At 63.5% G+C, this 23,699-nt stretch carries 27 protein-coding genes and 1 pseudogene; 20 read left to right on the forward strand and 8 right to left on the reverse strand.

Features of this window, described 5'->3' with window-relative positions; translation table 11 throughout:
* Positions 1 to 12: 12 nt before the first annotated feature.
* The gene (locus LRA89_RS18125) at positions 13 to 360 is read left to right on the forward strand and encodes a lysozyme inhibitor LprI family protein (RefSeq protein ID WP_230772373.1); all 348 of its coding nucleotides are present in this window, start codon (positions 13 to 15) and stop codon (positions 358 to 360) included.
* A 215-nt stretch (positions 361 to 575) separates the two neighbouring features.
* Here the strand turns inward: LRA89_RS18125 and LRA89_RS18130 are convergent, their stop codons facing one another.
* Positions 576 to 992, reverse strand: coding sequence for a hypothetical protein (locus LRA89_RS18130; RefSeq protein WP_230772375.1), 417 nt, complete (start codon positions 990 to 992; stop codon positions 576 to 578).
* 124 nt (positions 993 to 1,116) lie between these two features.
* On the opposite strand from LRA89_RS18130, the pseudogene LRA89_RS18135 reads away from it, so the two are divergent.
* A pseudogene (locus LRA89_RS18135) lies at positions 1,117 to 1,251 on the forward strand (IS3 family transposase); the annotation flags it as partial.
* A 26-nt stretch (positions 1,252 to 1,277) separates the two neighbouring features.
* Here LRA89_RS18135 and LRA89_RS18140 read toward each other — a convergent pair.
* From LRA89_RS18140 to LRA89_RS18150, 3 genes are all read right to left on the reverse strand, one after another.
* Positions 1,278 to 1,835, reverse strand: coding sequence for a GNAT family N-acetyltransferase (locus LRA89_RS18140; protein WP_230772376.1), 558 nt, complete (start codon positions 1,833 to 1,835; stop codon positions 1,278 to 1,280).
* The gene (locus LRA89_RS18145; RefSeq protein ID WP_230772377.1) at positions 1,832 to 2,140 is read right to left on the reverse strand and encodes a type II toxin-antitoxin system TacA family antitoxin; all 309 of its coding nucleotides are present in this window, start codon (positions 2,138 to 2,140) and stop codon (positions 1,832 to 1,834) included. The genes LRA89_RS18140 and LRA89_RS18145 overlap by 4 nt, the downstream gene beginning before the upstream one ends.
* A 132-nt stretch (positions 2,141 to 2,272) precedes the next feature.
* On the reverse strand, positions 2,273 to 2,761 hold the full coding sequence (locus LRA89_RS18150) for a hypothetical protein (RefSeq protein ID WP_230772378.1): 489 nt from the start codon (positions 2,759 to 2,761) through the stop codon (positions 2,273 to 2,275).
* 266 nt (positions 2,762 to 3,027) lie between these two features.
* On the opposite strand from LRA89_RS18150, the gene rpsU reads away from it, so the two are divergent.
* The 5 genes from rpsU (at position 3,028) to LRA89_RS18175 (ending at position 5,219) form a co-directional block, all read left to right on the forward strand.
* Positions 3,028 to 3,228 carry a 30S ribosomal protein S21 gene (rpsU, locus tag LRA89_RS18155; protein ID WP_230772379.1) on the forward strand — a complete coding sequence of 67 codons (201 nt, stop codon included), beginning with the start codon at positions 3,028 to 3,030 and terminating at the stop codon, positions 3,226 to 3,228.
* 21 nt (positions 3,229 to 3,249) lie between these two features.
* Positions 3,250 to 3,453: a DUF5818 domain-containing protein gene (locus LRA89_RS18160; protein ID WP_230772381.1), complete on the forward strand. Its 204-nt coding sequence runs from the start codon at positions 3,250 to 3,252 to the stop codon at positions 3,451 to 3,453.
* 99 nt (positions 3,454 to 3,552) lie between these two features.
* A complete protein-coding gene (locus tag LRA89_RS18165) occupies positions 3,553 to 3,996 on the forward strand; it encodes a hypothetical protein (RefSeq protein WP_230772383.1) in 444 nt (147 codons plus the stop codon).
* 138 nt (positions 3,997 to 4,134) lie between these two features.
* Positions 4,135 to 4,944, forward strand: a complete 810-nt coding sequence (locus LRA89_RS18170) for a DNA/RNA non-specific endonuclease (RefSeq protein WP_230772384.1) — start codon at positions 4,135 to 4,137, stop codon at positions 4,942 to 4,944.
* A 23-nt stretch (positions 4,945 to 4,967) separates the two neighbouring features.
* On the forward strand, positions 4,968 to 5,219 hold the full coding sequence (locus LRA89_RS18175) for a hypothetical protein (RefSeq protein ID WP_230772385.1): 252 nt from the start codon (positions 4,968 to 4,970) through the stop codon (positions 5,217 to 5,219).
* 154 nt (positions 5,220 to 5,373) lie between these two features.
* Here the strand turns inward: LRA89_RS18175 and LRA89_RS20520 are convergent, their stop codons facing one another.
* Positions 5,374 to 5,655, reverse strand: a complete 282-nt coding sequence (locus LRA89_RS20520) for an excalibur calcium-binding domain-containing protein (protein ID WP_329958528.1) — start codon at positions 5,653 to 5,655, stop codon at positions 5,374 to 5,376.
* A 234-nt stretch (positions 5,656 to 5,889) separates the two neighbouring features.
* Between LRA89_RS20520 and LRA89_RS18185 the strand changes: the two genes are divergently transcribed.
* On the forward strand, positions 5,890 to 6,090 hold the full coding sequence (locus LRA89_RS18185) for a hypothetical protein (RefSeq protein ID WP_230772386.1): 201 nt from the start codon (positions 5,890 to 5,892) through the stop codon (positions 6,088 to 6,090).
* Between the two features lie 236 nt (positions 6,091 to 6,326).
* Here the strand turns inward: LRA89_RS18185 and LRA89_RS18190 are convergent, their stop codons facing one another.
* Positions 6,327 to 7,157 carry an aldo/keto reductase gene (locus tag LRA89_RS18190; protein WP_230772387.1) on the reverse strand — a complete coding sequence of 277 codons (831 nt, stop codon included), beginning with the start codon at positions 7,155 to 7,157 and terminating at the stop codon, positions 6,327 to 6,329.
* A 91-nt stretch (positions 7,158 to 7,248) separates the two neighbouring features.
* Between LRA89_RS18190 and LRA89_RS18195 the strand changes: the two genes are divergently transcribed.
* From LRA89_RS18195 to LRA89_RS18230, 8 genes are all read left to right on the forward strand, one after another.
* Positions 7,249 to 7,557: a hypothetical protein gene (locus tag LRA89_RS18195; protein WP_230772388.1), complete on the forward strand. Its 309-nt coding sequence runs from the start codon at positions 7,249 to 7,251 to the stop codon at positions 7,555 to 7,557.
* A 1-nt stretch (position 7,558) separates the two neighbouring features.
* Entirely contained in the window at positions 7,559 to 8,065 is a 507-nt protein-coding gene (locus LRA89_RS18200; RefSeq protein ID WP_230772390.1) for a nucleoside deaminase, read from the forward strand.
* Positions 8,062 to 8,262, forward strand: coding sequence for a ComEA family DNA-binding protein (locus LRA89_RS18205; protein ID WP_230772391.1), 201 nt, complete (start codon positions 8,062 to 8,064; stop codon positions 8,260 to 8,262). Before LRA89_RS18200 ends, LRA89_RS18205 begins: the two co-directional genes overlap by 4 nt.
* 219 nt (positions 8,263 to 8,481) lie before the next feature.
* Complete coding sequence (locus tag LRA89_RS18210) at positions 8,482 to 8,961, forward strand: hypothetical protein (protein WP_230772392.1); 480 nt, start codon at positions 8,482 to 8,484, stop codon at positions 8,959 to 8,961.
* Between the two features lie 446 nt (positions 8,962 to 9,407).
* Positions 9,408 to 11,495 carry a TonB-dependent siderophore receptor gene (locus LRA89_RS18215; RefSeq protein WP_230772393.1) on the forward strand — a complete coding sequence of 696 codons (2,088 nt, stop codon included), beginning with the start codon at positions 9,408 to 9,410 and terminating at the stop codon, positions 11,493 to 11,495.
* Positions 11,489 to 11,800, forward strand: coding sequence for a hypothetical protein (locus tag LRA89_RS18220; protein ID WP_230772394.1), 312 nt, complete (start codon positions 11,489 to 11,491; stop codon positions 11,798 to 11,800). The genes LRA89_RS18215 and LRA89_RS18220 overlap by 7 nt, the downstream gene beginning before the upstream one ends.
* Positions 11,797 to 13,332 (forward strand): PepSY-associated TM helix domain-containing protein, encoded by a 1,536-nt coding sequence (locus tag LRA89_RS18225; protein ID WP_230772395.1) that lies wholly within the window; start codon positions 11,797 to 11,799, stop codon positions 13,330 to 13,332. The genes LRA89_RS18220 and LRA89_RS18225 overlap by 4 nt, the downstream gene beginning before the upstream one ends.
* On the forward strand, positions 13,332 to 13,631 hold the full coding sequence (locus LRA89_RS18230; RefSeq protein WP_230772396.1) for a DUF3325 family protein: 300 nt from the start codon (positions 13,332 to 13,334) through the stop codon (positions 13,629 to 13,631). The genes LRA89_RS18225 and LRA89_RS18230 overlap by 1 nt, the downstream gene beginning before the upstream one ends.
* Before the next feature lie 297 nt (positions 13,632 to 13,928).
* Here LRA89_RS18230 and LRA89_RS18235 read toward each other — a convergent pair whose 3' ends face one another.
* Together LRA89_RS18235 and LRA89_RS18240 are read right to left on the reverse strand one after the other, a co-directional pair.
* A complete protein-coding gene (locus tag LRA89_RS18235; protein WP_230772397.1) occupies positions 13,929 to 14,594 on the reverse strand; it encodes a hypothetical protein in 666 nt (221 codons plus the stop codon).
* Between the two features lie 73 nt (positions 14,595 to 14,667).
* Positions 14,668 to 16,296 carry an RNA-directed DNA polymerase gene (locus LRA89_RS18240; RefSeq protein WP_230772398.1) on the reverse strand — a complete coding sequence of 543 codons (1,629 nt, stop codon included), beginning with the start codon at positions 16,294 to 16,296 and terminating at the stop codon, positions 14,668 to 14,670.
* Between the two features lie 552 nt (positions 16,297 to 16,848).
* Here LRA89_RS18240 and LRA89_RS18245 point away from each other — a divergent pair.
* The 4 genes from LRA89_RS18245 to LRA89_RS18255 all read left to right on the forward strand — a co-directional run bounded on the left by LRA89_RS18245 (position 16,849) and on the right by LRA89_RS18255 (position 23,360).
* Positions 16,849 to 20,367 carry an SIR2 family NAD-dependent protein deacylase gene (locus LRA89_RS18245; protein WP_230772399.1) on the forward strand — a complete coding sequence of 1,173 codons (3,519 nt, stop codon included), beginning with the start codon at positions 16,849 to 16,851 and terminating at the stop codon, positions 20,365 to 20,367.
* Between the two features lie 307 nt (positions 20,368 to 20,674).
* Entirely contained in the window at positions 20,675 to 20,803 is a 129-nt protein-coding gene (locus tag LRA89_RS20525) for a hypothetical protein (RefSeq protein WP_268934944.1), read from the forward strand.
* Between the two features lie 441 nt (positions 20,804 to 21,244).
* Positions 21,245 to 22,603 (forward strand): deoxyguanosinetriphosphate triphosphohydrolase family protein, encoded by a 1,359-nt coding sequence (locus LRA89_RS18250; RefSeq protein WP_268934946.1) that lies wholly within the window; start codon positions 21,245 to 21,247, stop codon positions 22,601 to 22,603.
* On the forward strand, positions 22,578 to 23,360 hold the full coding sequence (locus tag LRA89_RS18255; protein WP_230772402.1) for a hypothetical protein: 783 nt from the start codon (positions 22,578 to 22,580) through the stop codon (positions 23,358 to 23,360). Before LRA89_RS18250 ends, LRA89_RS18255 begins: the two co-directional genes overlap by 26 nt.
* Positions 23,361 to 23,699: the final 339 nt, after the last annotated feature.

The following is a 23,699-nucleotide window of genomic DNA, read 5'->3' on the forward strand; positions in this document are numbered from 1 at the left end:
CGGAGATCACCGATGCTCGTCCTCGTATTTGCCCTTGCCGCCTCCAGCCCGCTCGATCGCTGCCTAAACGCAGGCGAGGCGGCGAAGGGGGTGACATCCGCGATGTCGGCCTGTTTCGTCGCAGACTACAAACGGGCAGATGCTCAACTGAACGCGACGTATACCAGGACAATGAGGCGCCTTCCTACTGCCCGTCGGGTCACCCTCCGGACGTCGCAACGAGCGTGGATCCGGGAGCGTGATGCGGCCTGTCCGCTTGACGATCGCGACGGTGCCGGCACGATCGAGACGTTGAACCATCCTGCCTGTTTGACGAAGCAGACCACCCGCCGGATCGGTTGGCTAATGCGCTATCGCTGACATCGTCGACGCTTCCCCGATGGCCAGCTCCGACGACCCAAATTCGGACGTCCAGACCTCCCTGCTCGGTTCCCAGCTTCTGCCATTCGTTCATCGTAGCCAATGCCGCCGATCGAAACCTGCGAGAAGGCTAAGGCAAGATTGGTGCAGGGAGTTTATGTTGAGGAAACGAGCCTTGCTGAATGCAGGCAGCCGCCACTTCAGCCATCGGACGGTCATGCAATTTGCGCTGGATCCTCGTCCAACGTGGCGACCCCCATCAGGGGATGCATCACGAAGGTCCATCCATCGCCGCCGACAATCATGAGCCGCAGTGATTGACGATCCGCAGTGCCTAGCAGGGATGCCGCGCCCGCCGAAGCCGCCAAGGTCACGTTCGTACCATCCTGCCGGATGCCGGTTGCCCAGCCACGCCGTCCGTCCCGTATCTCCTGCGCCAGACGTTCGAGTGCGGTCTCGAGCGCGATCCGCGCACGCGCGCCTGTCACCCATGCATAGCCGGCGGGTTCTGGCGCGGCCATGATACGCGGACTGGCGACCGGACGCGGCCTGTTCTTCGGGGAAGAAGCCGTCTTCGGTTGTTCCAGGGGACGTACGCCCTCCATCCGCATCATCCGTGCAAAATCGTCCATGCTCTTCCCTTCAATTTCAGATTTCGGAGCGCCCGGATCGTGCGGCAGGTTCCGGGTCGGTCTCTAGTCCTAGGTGGATGAAGAAATAGGGGTCACGTCACCGCTCGGTGGCGAGCTTCGCCCCCGCGAGATGGCGACCCGCATCCGCGAACTGGAGCGTCAGCTCGGCCGCAAGACGCCGGAGGTCGAGATACCGAAGGAGGCGCTGGAGCGCTCGCGCTCCGGAAAAAGCGAGCTTGCTCATGCACTCGCCGCTGCACTGCGCTCAAGCGTCCACATTCCATTTCATGTTGCGGCCCGCGTAGTCAGCATCCGAACTGTCGCCATCGGCAGGAACAGCCGCAAGCGGTTCGATTGCAGCGGCTGAAAGCCGTAGCTGGTGTAGAGTGCCAAGCGCTTCGCCACCTTCTCCGGATCGCCGCAATCGAGCACGTCGAGCATGACAACAGCAATCCCCAGCACCTCGGCTGCCTTGGTCAAGCGCGTCAGACAATCCACCAGCAGATCACCACCATACCCCTGCCCCTGGAAGCGGCTGTCGACCCCGATCATCGAAATATAGGCCGCCGGGATGCTACCATGAGCAGGCCGGTTGCGCGCGAAACGTCCGGGCAGTTCGGTATAGTCGATGGCGTGGGCATTGGTGGCATAGAAGCCGATCAGCTTGCCCTCGGGGCTGACCATCACGAACGTGCGGACGGTATCGGCCTTGGCAAGCTTGTTGGCGGTTCGACGAAAAAAATTGTCGACCTGCGATATGCCGCAAGAGAAAGCGGCTCGATCATGCCTGGCAGGATCGAGCGGTTCGATACCACATGGCTTGGCGTTCTCGTCCGCCGTCACCTGGTGACGATCGTCTCGCGATGCCGGGCGAACGCCGAGCGCAACCGATCGGTAGGAGCAGGCGGCGTATCGAGTGCTGCGAAGAACCGCGCATGATCGACCGGCTGCAAAGCGGTACGCTCATGCGCTGCGATTGTCTCCATCGCCGAGCGATAGGCGGCGTTCATCGTGAAGACGGAATCGTCCACACCGGAGAGCGCCGCTGCCTGCTGGATCGCCTGCTTGATGCGCGGCTTGGTACGGAAATTCATCCGCTCGCTGCTGCGCTCATCAATCGCGCCGACCTCATCCTGAAAGCCGAGCATGGAACACCTCATTCAACCTGAAATATTATGTACGTCTGATCGACGTACATTTCAACAGCGGGTTGAAATTGATTCCTTTGGCTGCTCGGTTACAGGTGCCACAGCCGGTTGATGGCAGCGCCATTCAAAGGTTCACAGCGTCAGGCGCAGCCCGGCCGCATAATAGCCGTCGCCGACATTGCCCTTCAGCTGGATCCGGGGTGCAACCGGGAAGGCAATGGTACCATAGGGTACGATCTCGTCGCTGATGCGGGCACCGATGCCGAGCGTGGCAACCAACGGCACCGAATAGGTGGCCTCGACACGACCATAAGCACGCAGCCGAGTATTGTTGCACAGTTCCTTGTCAGCGTAGCGGCCGTTGGTGTTGTCGCGGCAAGCTTGGGATCCGCCGTTATCGTCAAGATAGTAGCGACCATTGTCCTGCGCGTAGATCAGCGCGCCAACTGCCGGGGTCACCTTCAGTCCGGGCAGGATTGCGAGGTCGTAACCAACGCCGAGTTCCCCGCCCCAGCGTTCATCTGCCCGCGCGCCATTGGCTTCCAGCACGATTTGCGCCTGCGCGGGCATCGCGCAGCCGGCCATGATCGCGCCGAGCGCGATTCCGATTACCTTGTTCAATTCAATCCCCCTACGGCGTCCGCGTTCAGACGCCTACTGGCTGATAAAAACCGAGGGCTCTGCGATCAAGCTGTTGAAACATGGTCCATCGCGCTGGCGGTAGTACGATGCCCCTTCGCTAACCGAATGCTGTAGAATGGTTCATACAAGGTGGCCACTGATCATCGGTTGCCAGGTGCCAGAAAATGCGGATACGGGCACGATCGTAGGGGCGGTGCCGCCGTTCCTTTCGTTTCAACCGACAACAACGCACGAGCGACGTCCCAATGCAGATCATCGTCCGCGACAACAATGTCGATCAGGCACTCCGCGCGCTTAAGAAGAAGCTGCAGCGTGAAGGCGTCTACCGCGAGATGAAGCTGCGCAAGCATTATGAGAAGCCCTCGGAGAAGCGCGCTCGCGAGCGTGCCGCCGCCGTCAGCCGTGCGCGTAAGGCCGACCGCAAGCGCGCTGAACGCGATCGCTGATCGCACGTTTCGACCATACAGATGATTCCGATCGGCACCCGTATCGACGAGACTGGCACGCTGGTGCGCGATGGTGCTGCCTTCTACCTGCGCCGTGACGCCGGGGGCCGCTACCAGCTCGAACTGCACCGCACGCCGATCGATGAGGTTGAGAAACGGTTCCGGCTGACCGGTACGCTGGTTGCCCCCGGCATCGTTCATGCTGACAGCCTCTCACCGATCTGACCGAGCGCCAGTACCGGGCGACAACCGTTCATCGCGGCAACGATTCAGGTCGACTCATCTTGATTGATCCAGTGAATTGTCAACGGCACGCTTCGCCTCATGGAACAGCGGATCGTACATGCCTGCGGCCACGAGCAGGTTCACGTCATCTACGGCTTTGATGCACAGGTGGCACGCAAGGCGCGCTGGCTGCGCACCACCCAATGCCGTACCTGCTTCATCGCCGACAAACAGGCCGAACAAGCGAAAGAAGCTGCCGGGAACGAAGCGGCCATTGCCCATCTCGATTTGCCCGAACTGGCCGGCACTGAGCGGCAGATCGCTTGGGCTACCACCGTCCGTGCCAGTCGGCTTGCCGCGCTGAGGCTTGATCCGGTCACGACCGCCGACGCCGACTGCGCAGCATGTCTGCAGATCAGCGATGCCAAATGGTGGATCGACCACCGCACCCTGCCCGCTGACGAGTTCGTTGCCAAAGCACAGGCATCCTGCACTACTCCGGATGCGTCATCAATGATGTCTGATCGGGTCCAAGCCGCATGAAGGAGTAGCATCGGCTGCTACGCCGGTGCGCCACGACCTGACGTACCAGCAGGACACCGCGGCAGGCATCAACTGGGACAGCCGAATGACAGGGGATCTCGCTTGACAGGCACACGCTCGTAGCGCGACCAGCACCGCATGAATTTTACCAAGCTGAAGGTCGAACCAAAGGGCACTGATATCGTGCTCGCCATCGCGGCGATGCTGCTACCCCTTACCTCCGCCTGCTCGGTCGAAACGACAGCACCGGCGGTTCGCACCTGTACCAGCTTCTACGCGGCTAGTGCCGCTCCAGTGCTGGTCAACCGCAAGCTCACCGCCGACACACGACCGCTCTGCTTCCGCGCCTTTGCCCTTCTGCACTCCGGCGCCACCCGCACCCCGCTCTATGTCGCGGAGCACCTCACTCGCGCGTCAGTCAAGGCAGCGCAGGCGCTCAACACGCGCGACAACCGCTTTCATCCCGAGCCCGAATTATCCGAGACTGAACGAGCCGAACTCGTTGACTACCGCGGGTCCGGGTTCGACCGCGGTCACATGGCGCCGTCCGGCGACATGGGCGATCCGCAGGATGATTATGAGAGCTTCAGCCTCGCCAACATGGTGCCGCAGAATGGTCCGCTGAACCGCAATGGCTGGGCGGATCTTGAGGGCTATGTCCGCGACCTCACCACGAAGCTGGGTGAGACTTATGTTGTGACCGGTCCTGCCTTCATTGGTGGCAGCTTGAAGCGACTGAACGGCCGTGTGCTGGTGCCCAGTCACGTCTGGAAGGCGATCTATGTCCCGGGCCAGGGGGCCGGTGCCTGGATTGTCAGTAATGACCGGAGCGCGGAGTGGGAAGTCGTGTCGATCTCGACCCTGGCCGCCCGTACCGGCATCGATCCTTTCCCCCAGCTCGATGCCGCAGCCAAGGCCAAGGTTCCTGCGTTCCCTGTCTTCGATTGACCGACCCTCAAAGGAGCTAGCTGATGATCAAGCCGTTCGCTGACGATGACGCCGCAGCCTCGATCGGGGACCTTTCCATCGAGAATGGTACCAGCAGGATCGCGATCTCGGGCTCGGTCGAGATCACGCGGGATAAGGCGGGGCTCGAGCGCGCCCGTGCGCTGAAGCAACTGGCCGACGAGCTGGTAGCGACGTTGGAGGCAGAACCTGCGCCTGAGCAGGTCGCACCTACGCAGACGGCATCAGTTGACGAGGTCGCCAACCCGTTCGCCTGAGCTATGCTGCTACCGCATAGGCCCAGCGGACGACCATGGCGATGGCTGACCACAGGCCTTGTGCGTAGCTGACCAACACTATGCTGCCAATCGCTGCGACCTCAATCTCCAGGACGCTCGGCCAGCGCAGCCAAGGCCGCGATCGCACCTACGGCTACTCGCAGCCGACCCCGTCATTGTCGCGGTCGAGCTTCCGGCTGTAGCCGGGGGACCCTCGCATCACCGGCGCTGCGCCTGCAGCCCGGGCAGCTGCGCAGTTTGCATAGTAGACGCTTCCGCCCGAGTTCGCAGAAGAGCCACTTGGAGACCGCCTTGCAGGCGTACGCCGGGTTGCCGTACGCTTGGCCTTGGCACCTTGCGCAAACGGATTGTCGGTCGCCTGAACGGACGGCGTCGCCACCGGCGCAGCCGCCAGCAGCATGGACAAGAGCAGCATTCAAATCTCCCGGATTTCTCATCGGCAGTCTGATGCAATCACAGTGAGCCGTCCAGCGTTGCCATGCCGTTCCAGGAAGATGGTGAGAAGCATCTACCCGGACTACCCAATGGGGGCTGCTAAAATCGGCGATGCTCGCACATCAGATATGCGGCGAAGTGCAAGCCTCACCTCGTCGCAAATTTGGGAATGCGAGGGTGGACAGAGAGCGGCTTGCATCGGTATCGGCGCTCAATGCCGATTTCGACGACGATCATGAACTCGACCACCGGTCAGCCAATCCAGAAGCACATTTTTGGGCGGATGCCCAAGCCGTGGGATTCGTTCACGCTGCAGACCGGCGAACAGGTAAAGGCGGACCGCGTCGATATCGGCAAGCCCGCCCCTGGAAAGTCGATCACGCCGATTTCGGTATGGGTCACACCTAAGGGCTGACGCCGACGCCCCGACTGTAGGTTGCAGCAGCATTAAGACAGTCCGCTTTCCCCAAGATCACACAGATGCTCGCCCTTGGTCAGGGCATCTGGGTGATGGCAGAGCGGCCCGATTGCCGCACCAGCGACGTTGCTGCGCTGCGCGAGGGGATCGAAGCAGGATAGGACCCAGTTCCCGCCGTTCAGCCTCACCACTTCGCTATGCAGAACCAAACATTCGTTCAGCAGCCGGCGAACCTAAAGCATAGCAAGCGGCACGGGACCGCTCGGCAGTGGAAACATGGCGTGGAGCCGAGCCACAGTCTCGCGCGACAGCGCGAGGTCGGCGGCAGTGCGATTCTCCCGTACATGCTCGACAGTACCGGCTTTGGGAATCGCGATCACGCCGTCGCGCGCCAGCAGCCAGGCGAGCACGACCTGTGCGGGCGTAACGCCAAGTTCGCCCGCCAGTTCGCCCAGTCCTTCGTCCGTGACGAGCCGGCCCTGTTCGACCGGGCTATACGCCATTACCGGCATCCCCTGCGCTGCCAGCCAGGGTAGCAGATCGTGTTCGGGGCCGCGGCGTGTCAGGTTGTAGAGGATCTGGTCGGTCGCGCATGCCTGCCCGCCCGCCGCTACGAGTTCTTCCATGTCGTCGGTATCGAGATTGCTGACGCCCCAGCGCAGGATCTTGCCGGCGTTCACCAGCCGCTCCATCGCCTCCACCGTCTCGCCGAGCGGAACCGTACCGCGCCAGTGGAGGAGATACAGGTCGAGCCGATCGGTGCCGAGCCGTTCCAGACTGGCCTCGCACGCATGGTGCAGTCGGCTGCGAGAGGCGTTCTGGGGATAGGCCTTGCTGACCAGGAAAACGTCGTCGCGACGGCCAGCCACCGCCTCGCCGACCAACCGCTCGGACTCGCCATCCGCATACATCTCCGCGGTGTCGATCAGAGTCATGCCGAGGTCGATGCCGGCCCGCAGCGCCGCGATCTCGTCGCCCCGGCGCTGCGGGTCCTCGGCCATCATCCAGGTGCCCTGACCCAAGGCGGGCACATCGGTGCCATCAGGCAATCGAACGATTTTCATCGACGGCTAACGCGCGATGCATGGACCCGGTGCCTTGCCAAACGTTATGCCCCCCGACCCCGGCCCCTGTCGGCGGCACCGGAGAACGATCATGGGCACGACGCTGACCGCCACCTTCGAGACGCGGCGCGAGGCCGAGATGACGGTCGAGCGCTTGGTGCAGGAGCACGGCATCGAGCGAACGGATGTTTTCATCGCTGCAGAGGGCGAAGAAAACAGCGCAGGCGAGGAACTGGCGGGTTCCGACGCGGAGGCGGGCGAGCCCAGTCCAGAGCCGCGGGACGACGCACCGCTGGACGGAGCCGTCAGCGTATCGGTCGACATCGAGGACGACGCGAAGGCCGCCAAGGTCCGCGAAGCCTTCGCCGAGTTCCACGCCGACGACGTGACTGAGGCCTGAGATGGCGGGCAACGCCCCTGCGCCGACGGACGAGCACTGGATGCGCCGCGCGATCGAGGTCGCACGATCCCGGGGCTCCGATCCGTCAACATCCCCGCTAGGCTGCGTGATCGTGCTCGACGGGCGCGAAATCGCGGCTGAGCGCAACCAGACCCAAGAATTGCCGGACGCCACCGCGCACGCCGAGATGATGGCGATCCGCCGGGCGTGCGAGGGTACGGGCGAGATGGAACTGCGGGGTGCGACGCTCTACTCGACGCTCCAGCCGTGCGGCATGTGCACCATGGCCTCGATCTGGTCCAAGGTCGGGCGCGTCGTCTACGGCGCGGGGCGCGACGACGTGCATCCGATGTATTTCGAGGCACGGCACGTCGACACGCTGTCGTTCATCGCTGACGCCTACCGCGGCGACATCACGATCGAGGGCGGTTGTCTTCGCGCTGAATGCGCGACGCTCTACTACCCGCCGGACGCCGATCTGCCGCGTGACGAGCAGGCGAACCTATGAGCGGGCCCGACAGCATTGACGTTAACGTCGCCACTGCGGAGGAGATCGACGCGCTCCCCGCGCTCAAGGGGCACGGCTTCGAGATCGTCCGCTACCGCGAAGAGCGCGGCCATTTCGACGCGCTGCGACAACTGGAGGAGGTGCCCGGCCTCGCAGGCAAGGTTGCAGGACTGGACGGGATGGTGCGCTTCGGCTGACATCAGGCCCGCCAGGTGACTGCCACTAGTGTTACGACCCAGATGCGGTCATTCAAAGCCCCCCGCCCTCCTCCCAGCTTCTGCCATTCGTTCATCGAGTTCTGGCGGACGGCCTCTTCGTTTAGGAAGAAGCGAGCGGGGAATTTCATCAATCTGATCGAGCGCCTGCGCGGGGTGTAACCGTTCGTCGTGAGAACGATTCAGGCCGACTCATCTCAATTGATCGAATGGATTGCTAACGGCACGCTATCCGACATCGAACAGCGGATCGTACATGCCTGCGGCCACGAGCAGGTTCACGTCATCTACGGCTTCGATGCGCAGGTTGCACGCAAGGCGCGATGGCTGCGCTCCACCCAATGTCGCACCTGCTTCATCGCCGACAAACAGGCTGAACAGGCGAAAGAGGCTGCACGGAACGAAGCAGCCATTGCCCATCTCGACTTGCCCGAACTGGCCGGTAGCGGGCGGCAAATCGAATGGGCGACCACCATCCGCGCCAGTCGGCTTGCCGCGCTGACACTCGATCCGTTCAGAACGGCCGACGCCGACTGCGCACTATGCTTGCAGATCAGCGATGCCAAATGGTGGATCGACCACCGCGCCCTGCCTGCTGGCGAGTTCATCGACAAAGCACGTGCAGCCTGCACCACTGTAGACGTGATGCCGACCATGTCAGATCGGGTACAATCCGCATGACGACGGAGCATCGGCTGCTACGCCGGTGCGCCACAATCTGGCGTAGCAACACGAGACTGCGGCGGACACCGATTAGCTGACCAGCACTATGCCGCCGATCACTGCGACCGCTATCTCCAGAACGGTCGACCGGCGCAACCAAGGCTGCAATCGCATCCGCGGCTAGCCGACCCCCCTCTAACTTCTAAACGCACGATGTCGCATAGCTTAATGCAAGCCTCTCGCAAATACGACATTGCTAATGCGACTCTATCGCATTATCCCCGGTGGAAAGGGGAATGATGATGATCGACTTCGCAACCGGCATAGCGTCGACAATAGCCATAGCGATCGCTACCGGCGCGTCTGCTCAAACCCGTAACGAACTTGATTCGACAAATGACGAGATTGTCGTTGTTGCTACTGCGCAATCGCGAGCCAGTTCGTCGACCAAGACCGATACGCCGGTGGTGGAATCGCCTCAGTCGATCTCGATCGTGAGCCGCGAGGAACTCGACCTGCGGGCTTCTCCCACGATCGCCGACGCGCTGAGCTACACGGCGGGCGTCTATATCGAACCCTATGGAGCTGATAACCGCACCGATGAAGTGGTCGTGCGGGGCTTTGGTGCGGGCGGTTTCTCGTCGAACAACAATTTCGTCGATGGCCTGCGCCTGCCTTCCGGCGGCCAATGGACCCGCCCCGGTTTCGACCCGTTCGCCCTCCAGCAGATTGAGGTGCTGAAGGGGCCGTCGGGTGCGCTCTACGGCCAGACGGCCCCGGGCGGTGTCGTCAACATCGTTTCCAAACGCCCCAGCTTCACTCCGCACGGCGAGGTGCTGTTGCAAGGCGTCGGCTATAACGATCTTGGCCGGTGGAGCTATCAGGGTGCCGGCGACGTCGGCGGCCCGCTGACCGATACGATTGCCGCCCGGGTCGTGGGGCTTGCTCGCTATGGAGAGACGTCGGTCAGGGATACGACGAATGCCCGCCAGTATCTGTCTGCGGCGGTCACGTGGCAGGCGACGCCACAAACCAGTTGGACGCTGCTCGGCCAATATCAACGCGACGAAGGCAATTCGACCTTCCAGTTCCTACCGAGCGTCGGCGCGCTGACGCCGATCAATGACAGTTACATTGCGAACGACGACAATTTGGGCGAGCGCGACTGGAACCGGTTCGACCGTAACCAGTATCTGGTCGCCAGCTTCTTCGAACATCACTTCGGCGATCGCTTCATGATCCGCAACAACACGCGCTATGCGCGACTGGAGACGCTGTATCGCGGCGTCCTGTTGTCCGGGGGCACACTCGCAACGTGCCCCGCGACGATCGCTGGATGCATTCCCGGCCGGACTGTGCAACGCCGCGCGGTACAGGGCATCGGCGACAGCGATGGCTTCGCCACCGACACACAGGTGGAGGCGAGGCTGACCACCGGCGCCGTAGAACATGTGCTGCTCGCCGGGTTCGATTATTTCCACACCGAATGGCAGCATGACCGCGATGGCGTGGCGGCGGCGCGGGTGCTGCCGATCCTCGACGTGCTGAACCCGGTGTCACGCGGTGCCGTCGGCTACGCGACCAGCCTCAGCCCCGTCGGCTATTTGCAGAGCGTGACGAAACAGCGTGGCTTCTATGCGCAGGATCAGATCGAGGCCGGACGACTGCGCGTCACTGCTGGCGTGCGGCACGACAAGGCAGAAGACGTTAGCATCAACCGCACGAACCCGGCGGCGATCGGCCGCTACCGCATCGATTCCGATGCCTTCACCTGGCGCGCCGGCGCGGTCTATCTGTTTGACAATGGTTTGGCCCCCTATGCGAGCTATGCGGAAAGCTTTCAGCCGCAGGTCAGCGACCCCGCCTCCGCACTGAACGCGGTACCCTTCGTGCCGACGACCGGTCAGCAGATCGAGGCCGGGCTGCGCTTCCAGCGCGGCCGCAGCATCTATGTGACGCTGGGCGGCTATCAGATCACGCAGCAGAACATCACCACACCAGATCCGGGCGGCGCGCTGTGCGGGCTGGCGGTGTGTCTGGTCCAGACCGGCGAGGGGCGCGTCCGCGGTGTCGAGCTGGAAGGCAAGGCCAGCCTGCCGTGGGGCACCGCCATCATCCTGACCGGTACGCGATCGGATGCGGAAATCACCAAGTCGAACGCGACGTTGCCGCCGCTTGTGACCGGCGGGCCACGCCGTTCGCAGGTAGGGTTGACGCTACCGCAGGTTCCCGAATGGCTCGCGTCGGCGTTCGTCGATCATCGATTTCAAAACGGCGCGCTTGCAGGGCTCGGACTGGGCGGTGGTGTACGCTATACCGGGAAGAGTTGGGGCGACACCAACAACACGCTGCGCATCCCCGACTACACCCTGTTCGATCTGTTCGTCCGCTACGACCTTGGCAAGGCGAACCCGGCGCTGCGAGGGATGCTGGTGTCACTCAACGCACGCAATCTGTCAGACGAACGCTTCGTCGCGACCTGCAATAGTGTCGCCGCCTGCTATTACGGACAGGGCCGCAGCCTAACCGCGCGCGTGCAGTTCCGATGGTGACGATCGCCGGCGCTTCGCCCTTCCGCACGACTGCGACGATCGTCCTGCGGATTGGCGCGGCACTGCCCGGCAACTATGCTGCGATCGATGCGACGGGTTCGCTGCTGGCGATTCTGCTCGCGGCGGCAGGCATGGCGCGGTCGGACGCGGTCGTGCTGGCGTCGATCGTCGCGATCCTCGCCTTTCTAGTCGTGCTGCTCTGGGCGTTCCACACGCCGCGCCTGCTGCGCTTCTGGGTCGGGCTGCTCATTGTTACCGGCATCGCCACCGCGCTATGCCGCGTGCTCGCACCCGTTCTGCCATGAGCGAACGGTTCCGCCAGTCGATGCACTGGCTGCACACATGGGCCGGCCTTGTGCTCGGTGCGCTGCTGTTCGCCATCTTCTGGATGGGGACGCTTGCGGTGTTCGATCGGGAGATCGACCGCTGGATGATGCCGAAGACCCGCGTCGCCATGGCCGAGACCGTGTCGCTCGACGCGATTGCGCGCACGATGCACCCTCTGGCAGTCGCGGCCGAAGCGCGACGCTGGGCCATCCAGATGCCGAGCGAGCGGCAACCAACGGCGCGTGCCTATTTTGATACCAAAACCGAGCGAAAGGTGCTGCATCTCGATCCCGCGACCGGTCGCGTCCTTGCAGAGGAACGGACGTTGGGCGCGACAGGCTTCTTCTATCCCTTCCACTTCAGCCTGTTCATACACCACTGGGATCTGGGGGAATGGCTGGCCGGGTTGGCCGCGCTGACGATGATGACGATGTGTGTGTCGGGCGTGGTAATCCATCGCAGAATCTTCGCCGACTTCTTTACGCTACGCATCGTCCGCAAGCCGCAGCGGACTACGCTAGACCTGCATAACGTCACCGGCGTGCTGGGACTGCCGTTCAATTTCCTGATCGCCTTTACCGGGCTGGTTATCTTCATGTCCGTGTACCTGCCCGGCATCCGCACGGTGCTGTACCCAGACGGACCAGCAGCCTTCGCAGTCGAAGCGTATGGGACGCCCCGCGGCGCCCCTACCGGCGAGAAGGCGGACTTGGCGTCGCTTGATGCAATGGTCGCCGAAGCGCAGCGGCGCTGGGGCGGCGGTACCCCCGCCACAATCCTTGTCTTCAATCCGGGCGACAAAGCAGCGTCGGTTTTCGTCAATCAGGACACGTCGTCCCGCGTGACGATGGATGCGAATACGGTCGTCTGCGACGGCTCTACCGGTCGCGTCGTGGCCGGACCGCACCGCTACAGCCCGGCCATGCGAACCTTCGGCTATCTGTCGGGCATGCATTACGCATGGTTTCGCCATGCGGCGCTGCGTTGGCTGTATTTCCTCAGCGGCCTTGCCGGTTGCGTCCTGATCGCGACCGGCTTTCTGTTCTGGGTCCAGTCACGCGCCAAGCGGCACGAGCGGCACGGCGTGCGTGGTATGGCGCTGATCCGCGGGCTGTCAGTGGGTGCGACGGCCGGTATCATCTTCGCCTCACTGATGTTCTTGGTTGCCAACCGGGTCTTGCCCGATCAGCCGTTCGTCGTCGGCGTGCCCCGGCAATGGCTCGAAGTCCGCATCTTTTTCGCGGCCTGGCTCCTGGGCTTCGTCCACGCGTGGTTGCGCCCGCGTACCGCTTGGCGGGATCAAACGCTGGCAATCGCTATCGGTGGCGTCGTAGCCGTGGCACTGAACGCAATCACGACCGCCGATGCCCTGCCGGTCAGTCTATTTTCGAGCCAATGGAGCGTCGCGTGGGTCGATCTGGTTCTGCTGCTGACGGCAGGGATCTGTTTCGGCGCGGCACAAAAATTGTCGCGGACAGGCGGCGCACAAAAGGTCGGGGGGGTTCGGTAATGATCTTAACGGCCTGGCTGCTCGCCTTCCTCGGCGTCGCCACGATCGCGATGTCCAATCAAGCCTCGTCCCGTATCGTTACCGGCCTCGCCGCCCCCACAACGCGTCGGCGCCGGAGCACATTGTGGGGATCAGCGGCACTGCTGTTGTCCTTCGCCGTAACGATCGCAGGCGACGGACCGGGGCTTGGCCTGCTGCTTGGACCCCTGCTGATCGCATCCGCGACAGCGGCAGTGATCGTCTTGCTGACGATTTCGCCCAGGTATCTCCGCCCGATCGCACGACTACTCGATCGGTAGGAGGCATCATTGACCCTATCGTATACGACCCACAACACGACATTCAGCGGTCATTTCGCGCTTCCCAACTTAGGACATCCATTCATGTTCGCCCGACGCCTCGACCAGCGATGGCGGAAATGGCGAGAAGTGGGACATTTCCGCCGTCCCTGACAAAGGTGGCAAACAGCAGCTTCCAGCCGTAGCAGACCTTCAAACGCTCACCGGTCTCGTAGCTCCGAACGAAAATGGCTTACCGTTACCTCCATTCCGCTTTCGGGTGCCGATCACGGCAGAGCTGACCTTTCATCGCTGCCCTCAGCGCCGATCGAATTCCTGTCCAACGGCCGAGCGCAGCAGTTCGACCAGCTCGACGCGGTTCGATGAAGCAGATGCGGACCGGAGAAGATGATCGTAATTGACGAGAAGGGCTGCGTTCCGTCGCGGGTTCAGCAGCAGAACGTCCGACCACATATCCCCGTTGCTCTCGACGGTCCGCGCATAGCGCAGAAGCCAATACATCAGGACTTGGCGAAAATCGGCCGCGCCGAAGTTGCGCGCCGTATGTTTGACCTCGATAAGCGTCGAGCCGATCGTGAAATCCCCGTTGCCGGACGCCACCCAGCCCAAGCCGGGGATAAGAGGCGCATGCTCCAAAATGGCTGAAGGTCGTTGTGCCTGAACGCTGTGCAGCATCGCCACGAGATTGCGAACGGCATGATCGGCAACCAGGATGTCGCCCGGCTCGAGTCCCCCCGGGATGCGGGCGTCGAAATGGCGCTGCTGCCGTTTCGATGCGATCGCCAGGCACGCTTCCCACGACGCCACCTCGCCGCGCAGCTCGCTTTCAGCTCGCGCCATCGAAAGTTCGAACATCATCGCCTTTTGCAGGCGGCTTTTCTCGATCATCTCGTTTGGGATTGGGCTGATGCCGGGGAAGGAAAACATTGTTGCGTTCAAAGCGTTGACGAGGCCGCCGGTCAATCGGGGGAACAGAACGTCCAGAACGCCGGGGATGTCACGCGCGACGGTCCTTGGGTCTCGTGCCGGCAGCCTATTAAACGGCATGTTTGACCCAGTCTTCGTAGCAGGCCGCAAAGCTATCTGATGCACCGGCCTCGATGCCAAGTTGCCAAGCCTGTCCAAGGGACCCGCGCAGTTGGTCCCTTGTCTTCGCGCCTTCGTCGCCGAACGCGCCTGCCGCCAGCCAGAGCATCCGCTGCTCGCCGGCGCCAAGGTTTGGCCACTGGTTGCGCAGGCGTGTGAAGTTCGATCGGTCGGCCCAATGTCTCCAGCAATCGATGCAAGCTCGTCGGACCGAGGCAGACATCGTCATATCGTAGGTCTGTCGGACGAACGCGCCACGAATATCCGTTCTGGTGAACCGGATCGCCCTTAGGAAATGCAGCATATTGGCCTCAGGAACCAGCAAGTGGACGCCAGCGGACGGTATCCGATCGAGCAAATCGTCGAGGGCAGCGAAGATCGATGCAAATTGGTCGTTCGACCGGACCGCGTACACGCCTCGCATAATTTTCGACCATGAGGCGCGGAATGAGTCCAGATTGTTCGGGTCTAGGAGCGTGGCGCACAATTGAACCGCGACAGCCGGCTCCTGAAACTTGAGCGCGCGACCGATCTGCGCGAGGACGAAGGCATCGGGCTGCGATTTCTCCCGTTCGAGATCAAGTAGAAACGAGATATCAATCTTCTCGAACGACTGTTTGAGCTTCTCATATTCGGCGCTCGCATTGTCGGAATAAGGGTCGAAATGGAGATCTAGTTCTCGCAGCGCGATGCTCGAATCCTCGGTCTCGCCCAACTGCGCTGAAACGAAGTCCCTGTAATGCTTGGCTCTCAAGATGGTCGTCTTGCTGCGATTGAGCGACAGGCCATAGTCCGCCAAGGTATGCGACAGCGCCGACAGCGCTTTGTAGGCGTCCTGCTGCGAATGGCATATCAATGTGAAGTCGTCGACATAGCGGTGCCAAACGATCCCGACGTCGGTCAGCGACCGGTCGATGGGAGTCATCATCACTTCCGCCAGGATTCGAGCGCACTGGCCGCCAACCGGCAGGCCGAAGGAGCGGCCTGCCGCCAGCTTGCTCAAGATGCGATCGATTTGCATCGCCAAGGTCGATCCTGGCGCCAGATCCTTGACGACATTTTCAAGCCGATGATGGTAGATATGCTCGTAGAAGCTTGAGATATCCGTCTGGATGACAACCGCCTGCTCGTCACCCAGACCGGGCTCGTTCAACGTCGCGAGCTTGTACGCGCGCCAGGATTTGGTTCGGTCGAAGAAGCCCGGCCCCTGCACCGCAAGGCGATAAGAATGCGCGCGAATGCTCCGATGGCCTTCGTTCACCTCCGCGATCGCCAGACCTAGACCGTTCAGATAGAGGTTCCAGAAGGGATGGATCTTGGTGGTGATGCGGAAGCCATGTGACCCGGAAGGGACGAGTAGGCGTTCCGACCCTATCGCTAGCCCGTTCATGAAATTAACCGGTTTCCCAACGGCGCCCGTTTCAACGCCTTGAAACAGAGCCAAGCAGAGCGCCGCGAGATCCGTGGCCTTGTCCTTGATGAAAGCAGCATCGAGATCGTAAGGCAGTGTATCATTGTCACCGCTATTACCGATTTCAAAAGCGGCCCGAATAAAATGATCTTTTTCGACCTTGATCATTCCCGTCCTTTTTACGTGCTGCAGATAACGCGAGCGATGGTGTGAGCCCTACACTAGGGCGAGCCGCGGCGCATCCTCGCAGTGCAGGTGAAGAAATGTCGGCTTTGCATCGCATATGCCGTGAGGAACGACAAAAAATTGGCGCGTTGCCGATCGTTCGCTTCGATTAGCCCCATCGGTGGCTTCCGTCAGGACCGGACGTTCACCGGGGCGGAATTGTACGACCCGCTCTGGTCGATACACGCCGCACCAGCGACCGACCCAGTTCCGGCCACTCGGCGGCGCTAGCAGGTCTCCCACTTTCGGACGTTCGTTCAGGCGCCGGATGCGGTCCGCCATGAACATGCTGACCAGCCATTCCACATAAGCCGCGCGTACAGTCCTTCGGGGTTAGACCGCTACCTCCAGCCCGCACGTGATCGGACCGTGACGCATGCGCCCGGGCGGAGGAATGACTCGAAAGTGGCGGGAGCGCGGCAACCCGGTCGAAGCTAAGGAAACTCGAAGACCACCCCGTTGACGTCGTACGCGCTCAGGTCTCTTGATGGCAGGATGTCCGACATCACAAGCCTCCCGGATTTTCCGACGCTCCAGCAGCTGTCCCGCGCCCTGTGGCGGACCGGCGGCGGCCGCGGCGCGGCCGTGCTCGTCGGCGCCGGCCTCAGCCGGACGGCACGACTGGCCGCCGCGAATTCGCCGCCACCGCCGCTCTGGCCCGACATCTCCCGGGAGCTGGCGGCCAGGCTCTACGCCGGCCGCATCAGCGACGCGCCGGCGGACCCGCTGAGGCTCGCGGAGGAGTACCGCACCTACTTCGGTCAGGCCTCGCTCGACGAACTGCTACGCAGCCTTGTCTCGGACGGCGCATGGTCCCCGTCCGAGACCCACGGCGCGCTGCTGGCGCTGCCGTGGGCCGACGTCCTCACCACCAACTACGACACTCTGCTCGAGCGCGCCGCGCGCCTCGCCGACCGGGAATACGAACCGGTCGCGTGCGAGGCAGACCTGGCCCACGCCCGAGCGCCCCGGATCGTCAAGCTGCACGGCTCAATGGGCGCGAGCGAGCGCTTCGTCATCGCCGAGGAGGATTACCGGAGCTACCCCGAGCGCCACGCCGCGTTCGTGAACCTGGCGCGACAGGTCTTCGTTGAGAATGAGCTAGCGCTGATCGGGTTCAGCGGCGACGACCCTAATTTCGCCGCCTGGTCGGGATGGGTGCGCGACCATCTCGGTGCCACCGCCCGGCGAATATACTTGGTCGGGGCGCTGGACCTCGGCCCCGCGAAACGCAAGTTCCTCGAGGCGAGGAACGTCGCCCCCATCGACCTCGCTGACCTAGTGCGTCACCTCGATCCCGCCCAACGGCACCGCGCCGCAGTTGACCTGCTGCTAGCACACCTTGCCGCCGCCAGACCCAAGCCGGCCCACCTGTGGTCGCCCGCCGCGCCGACGATGACTCTGGACGAAAAGCCGGCCGAGGCGGCCGCTCGCCTGGCGAGCGTTGCGGAGCGATGGGGGGCCGAGCGAGCGTCCTATCCCGGCTGGGTGGTGTGCCCGGGAGCGGAGCGCAGGCAGCTCAGGCTATCAGTCGATTCGGAGCGGATGCCGGATCAGGCGCTCGACGCCATGCCCGGCCTGCAGGCCGCCGGACTGATGGTGGAGCTCTGCTGGCGCCACCGAACCGCTCTCTGGCCGATGCACCCGACCACTGTCGAGCGGGTGGGACGCCTCGCGCCGCCGGACGGTGACACGATGCTTTCGCGCGAAGACCGTCTCCTCGTCGCCCGCACCCTTGCTTGGCAGACCCGGTTCGACGGCGATTGGGCCAGGTTCGCCGAAATGGACCGGACGATCGCCGCGCTGGCCCCGGCCCGGTCTGACGCAACCGCCGAAATCGCTCACCTCGCCGCGGCGCGCGCCTGCCTGGAGATGCGCTTCGATGAGATCCCCTCCCTCGCTGACCGGGTCTTGGGCGACGACCCGTTCTGGGGCGCAAGGCGGGCAGCGATGCTGGCCGAGGCCGGGCTGCAGCACGAGGCGGAGGACGCGCTGCGCGAGGCTCTCGCCGACCTGCGCGAGAGGTCACGCATGGACCGCGGATCCATCTGGGTCGACTCGCGGCTCGCCTGGGCCGAGATGCTGGCGCGTGCCATGGCTCAAAGTCGGCTGGACTTCCGGCCTTGGGACGACCGGCACCGCGCCTTCCGGAGCGACCCCTTTGAGGAGGTCTCCGGGCTCCGCGACAGAATACTCGAGCGGATGGGCAAGGAGCCGACTACCGGCCGCGTGCCGAGGTTTGAACCCGGCCGGGTGAAGGACCGCTCCCAGACGCTGCGGTTCAGGTCCTGGAGCGAGATGGAGCCATTCACCGAGCTCGACCTGATGCTCCTGGACGGCGGCGTCCCGCCCCGGCTCGAGCACGTCTCGCTGTTCTTGAACGAGCGGCGCGACGCGCTGCGGCTCGCCGGGGAGGACCTGGGGGACCGCCTCCTCCACGTCCTGCGCGCCGTTGGCGGGCAGAACGATGACCTCGAGGAGGACCTGAACCGGCTCGCAGTCGCGCACCTGCGGCCCGACGCGGTGCGGGCGCTCGCGGCCCGGGTCCACGCCGGAGCCGTCTACTGGCTTGAGCGGCTGACCAGTCGACGGGAGCCGATCATGCTAGCCGACAGCCGCCTCGCCTTGCACCTGCGCGTCCTCGCGCGCCTAGCCGTCCGCCTGGACGCGGACGAGGCGGAGCGCCTCTACCTCTGGGGGCTGGGCGTGGCCGGCGCGATTGGCGGGCCCGCGCACGCCGACGTGTTCAAGCTGCTGCTGGAGGGGAGCTGGTCCGCTATTCCGCCGCAGCGGCGCCCCGATCTCGTCGCGGACACGCTCGACCTGCCGCTCGCGGCGGCCCATGGGGGTGTGGAGCCGACGGACTGGATATTCGCCACACCGGCGGACCGCGCGGCGGCCGACCCCCGCCGATCTGGGTGGACCAGGGCCTGGATCACCGCCGCGCGCGACGTCGCGGAGCTGCGACCCGCCGCCCTCAAACGACTACTGCTTCTGAGGCAAGCGGCTCCGCTCACAGCCGACGAGGAAACAAGTTTCGCCGAGGCTGTATGGTCGCGTCGGGACGCAGGCAGCCCCGCGCTGCCGGCTAGCACGCAAATCCGGCCTTCGTTCTGGCACGACGTGGCCCGTCCCGACGGGCTCGACCCGGCCGACGCGGTTCGCCGGCGCGTGTTCGCCGACGCCGACCCGATCGGCGACGACCGCCTCGTCGACCTGCGCGTCGCCATTGAGATGGGCCGCGTCGGTCCGTCCGGCCCGCAAGCCGCCGCCCTGCTGGCCAGCCTGTGCGGGGAGACGCCCGCCGATCCCGACCCGGGCGACCCAGGCGCGGTGATCAGCGCCCGGTTCGCCGGACGGGACGCGGCCGTGCGCCGCCGCCTGCTCGGCTACGCGATCGCCGCCCTCGCGGGCGCGATCGACTCATCGGAGCGGACCGCGGCTCGCGGCAACCTGGTGGCCGGCTTCGCCGAGCGGAACCGATCCGTCGTCGCGGCCAGCGCACTACTCAGGTTCGCGGAACACGCGGGTGCACCCGGCGACGTAGCACGCCGTGTGCGCGCGGCGCTCAGGTCCACCGACGAGGGCGAGGTGTACGACGCGCTCGAGGTCGTGCTCGCCTGGCAGGACCGGGCCTTCGAACCGGAGGCGGCGGCGGAGCTCGACGGCTTGGTCGAGACGCTGGTCTCGTCCATTGAGTTCAGGCGGACCCACGCGCTGCGTCACCTGCTGCTGGCGGCGTCCCGGCTGGTCGGGGCGGGGCTGACGACACTCGAGCAGAACGATAGGCTCGCCGTCTGTCTTGAGGAGCTGCTCGCTGAAGCGGATTACCGGGCCATCGAGGCCGGGACGGAGGAGGCTGGCTCTGTCTCGCTCGTCCGCGCGGCTTGCGTCCGACTGGCCTGCGCGCTCGCCGCGAAGAATATCGACGCACCCGGCGTCGGCACGTGGCTCGCTGTCCCCGCGAACGATCCGCTGCCGGAGGTGCGGTTCGCGCTGTTGGAAGAGCAGTGAGCACCAAGTCCGTCTCCGCGGTGCGCTTGCCGGCCGGGAGCATGGGGGTCAAGGGGCGAGCAAGGGGCTAGCAAGATTCAAGAGCGTTCTCGAGAAGAGGATCACAGCCGCGCGCGAGTTCTGCCACCTTCTGGTTGATCGGGATCGCGCGCTGGGCGCCGTCCTCATCCTGAACGGCGGCATGCCTGTTGCAGTAGAACAGCGGGACCGAGCCTACGCGGCGGAGGTCATGCCGCCCGCCGAGACCGCCTTGGGGCACTGGCGGGCGAGCCGCTACCGAGCGACGGCGTCGGGACGGAAGACCTTCATGGACGAACTCAAGACCACGTTCACGGTGACGGGCATCGTAGCGCGCAATCAGATCGAGCACGGTTTGAACGGCTCGGGGCCGCGACGGGTCTTCTTGCTGGACCACATCATTATTCCGCGGCGCTGATTGTAGACGAAGGCGCAAGGACCAGCTCACCTTAGGAGATAAACTCGCCCGTTAGGGTCGACCCAGATGCGGACGCTCCCAGCTTCTTCTCGCATCCTCAACTCCGGCCGCTCGTTCACCTCGGCTGTGCGGCGGCACGCTCATCAGTCACGTTCCCCAGCCTGTCGAATCGCAGTCGCCTCATGCTCCTTCGTAATGCTTTTTTGCGGGTATCCGATCCAGATCGCGCCGGATTGAGCGTCGACACCTTACCGTCGGTGGGGCATCTGCTATGGATGCAGATCTTCCGAACCCACGGTCATTGGTCCGCGATCTGAGGGAAGACGATCGCGAAGGAGAGTTACAATCTCGACGCCCAGCATCTGGTCCGACGTTCGCCGCCGATATGATGAATCCGGCAAGATCGTCAGCGAGCGTGAATCGTCGGAAGGTGATCGATCGATCTTTCAACAGGACTATGATCGACTGCTGTTCTCGTCGCCAGTGCGCCGCCTGGCCGACAAGACCCAGGTGTGGCCGATGGATGCCAATGACGGGGTTCGTACACGCCTGACTCATTCGCACGAGGTGGCCAATCTCGCGCGGTCCATCGCCACTGCGGTGGCGGGCGCAAGCGGTGGTGCAGCTTTCGGCCGTCAGGAACTCTACCGCACCATCCAGCCGATAGTCTCGGCCATCGGATTGTCGCATGACCTCGGCAATCCGCCCTTCGGACACCAAGGCGAGGTGGCGATCGGGAGCTGGTTCGAAAGCCGGCGGTCGTGGATATTTAGTCATGAACGTGAAGGTGATGGAGCCAACGAGCTCGAGGAAAAGGTACCGGCAAACCTGATCGCCGAATTCGTTGACTTTGACGGCAACCCTCAGACGATGCGCGTGATGGCGCGTCTGCAGACCTCGCATCACAACGTCGGGCTGGACCTGACCGCGGCGACGCTAGCAGCCTCACTCAAGTATCCGGTCCATGCCGACGCGCGGGATAAGGATCGCGACCACATCAAGAAGGCGGGTTACTTCGAGTCCGAACGCGACATAGTCGAGTGGATACGCACTGAGACCGGGTTGGAAGAGGGCCAACGCCATCCGCTGACGTGGATTATGGAGGCCTGCGACGACATAGCCTATTCGGTGCTCGACGTCGACGACCTGCTGAAGAAGGGTATCATCTCGCCCGACGATGTCCTGACAGTACTAAAGCATACCGCCGGTGTCCGTGACCTGAGTTCGGTGGCGAAACTCGAGGAGAAGTTTATCGAGGTGAACGACAGTCCCCGACGCACCGAGATCCGGCGTGACATCAAGGAGCAGTTTGTCCGGGCCTACATGATGAAGGCGCTGATCGCGGACGCTGGCGACTCCTACGCGCGAAACGCTGATGCGATCATGGCGTACAAGTTTGAGAAGCCCATCATGCAGGGCAACGCCCTTTGCGACGTAATGAAGGACATCGCCAAAAAGTATGCATTTGCGAACCCGACCGTCCTGCATTCCGAAGCGATCGGCGCAGCCGCCATCGACGGGCTGATGTCGGTGTTCTGGAGTGCTATCCAGAACAGGAAGAGGCCCGAGGACCTCATGTCAAAGCGGATGGAGGCTCGCGACAGCTACGCTTTCTCGCTTATCAGCCCGAACTATCTCGAGGCGGCATGCCGCGAAGCGAAGGCGACCGGCGGTGGCGGCCGCGTCCGTCGCTATCACGAGCTGCGCCTGCTGACCGACATGATTTCAGGCATGACGGACGGTTTTGCAATCAATACGTGGCGGAAGCTGAGCGATGTCCCAATTATCGTTCGCGCGTGACAGTCGCGCCTTAAAGGGGCGGCTGGACCGGTTCGTGTGGGAGAACACGACGCCAGAGGCCGTATTGCTGCGTCAACTTTTGAAGCGGCATTTCATGAGTTTCGAAGGCGTCGGCATCATCGGTGGGCTAGTCCGCGATTTCGCACTCGGCGGCCGCTACGCGTTTAAGTCGGATCTCGACCTAGTCATTAAGGGCGACCCGCGCGAGGTTGCGCAGCTGGCGTCGAGCGTAGGCGCGGTGGCGAACAGGTTTGGTGGATTTGGCTACACCGAAGGTCCATGGAAGATTGATTTCTGGGCGCTCCAGAACACGTGGGCGGCAACGGCCGGTCATGTCGCCGTTCGCGATCTGGCTGACCTCGTGCAATGCACGTTTTTTGATTGGGACGCGGTGGTCTATGACCTTCGCAACCGCCGGGTCGTGTGCGAAAAGACCTATTTCACGCGCATCCATAGCCGCCAACTCGAGATCAGCCTTCGATCCAACCCTGGGGAGATGGGCAATCTGCTGCGCGCGGCGCGTCGAATAATTCGATGGCGTCTGACGCCAGGGCCAGTGCTGACTAAGTTCATCGTGGACCGGCTCAACGAAGGTACGTTCGCGGCGTTAAAGGCCTCCGAACGCCGCAAGTACGGTGACAGGATGCTGGATGGCTTCTCCAGTGCGGCTCAGCTGCGGGCGGTGCTGCTTGACGGCCCGCGCCTTCAGCTCGAACTGGCCGGACAGATGGCATTGCCGTTGGAGCCGTCGTCGTAGCGGAAGGGGCAGTTACACTGGCTGAGCAGCGCAACGGCGGGTCGGCGGGCGCGGTGCGGGCGATCCGGGTGGTCGCGCGGGATGGGTATGCCGCATCGCCGCCCGGCCCCGTCGTTTGACTAGCCGACGCGTGATCTGGCAGCTGCTGCACAATCACATGCGCAATCGATCGTGGTGAGCGTCGCAAGGAGGCTCGACGATAAGGCCGCTTAATGTGGTGGCTTCTCTTTTCTCCTACCGGCTGGGCCCGTCGAGCCATGCCGCAGTCGCGAAGTGGCTGTCGCGCGAGGCGGTCCGCCAACGGTCAATCGCCGGCAATCATGCCTGCCGACTTCAAGC

Source organism: Sphingomonas sp. Leaf4 (assembly GCF_920939515.1).
Lineage (GTDB): Bacteria > Pseudomonadota > Alphaproteobacteria > Sphingomonadales > Sphingomonadaceae > Sphingomonas.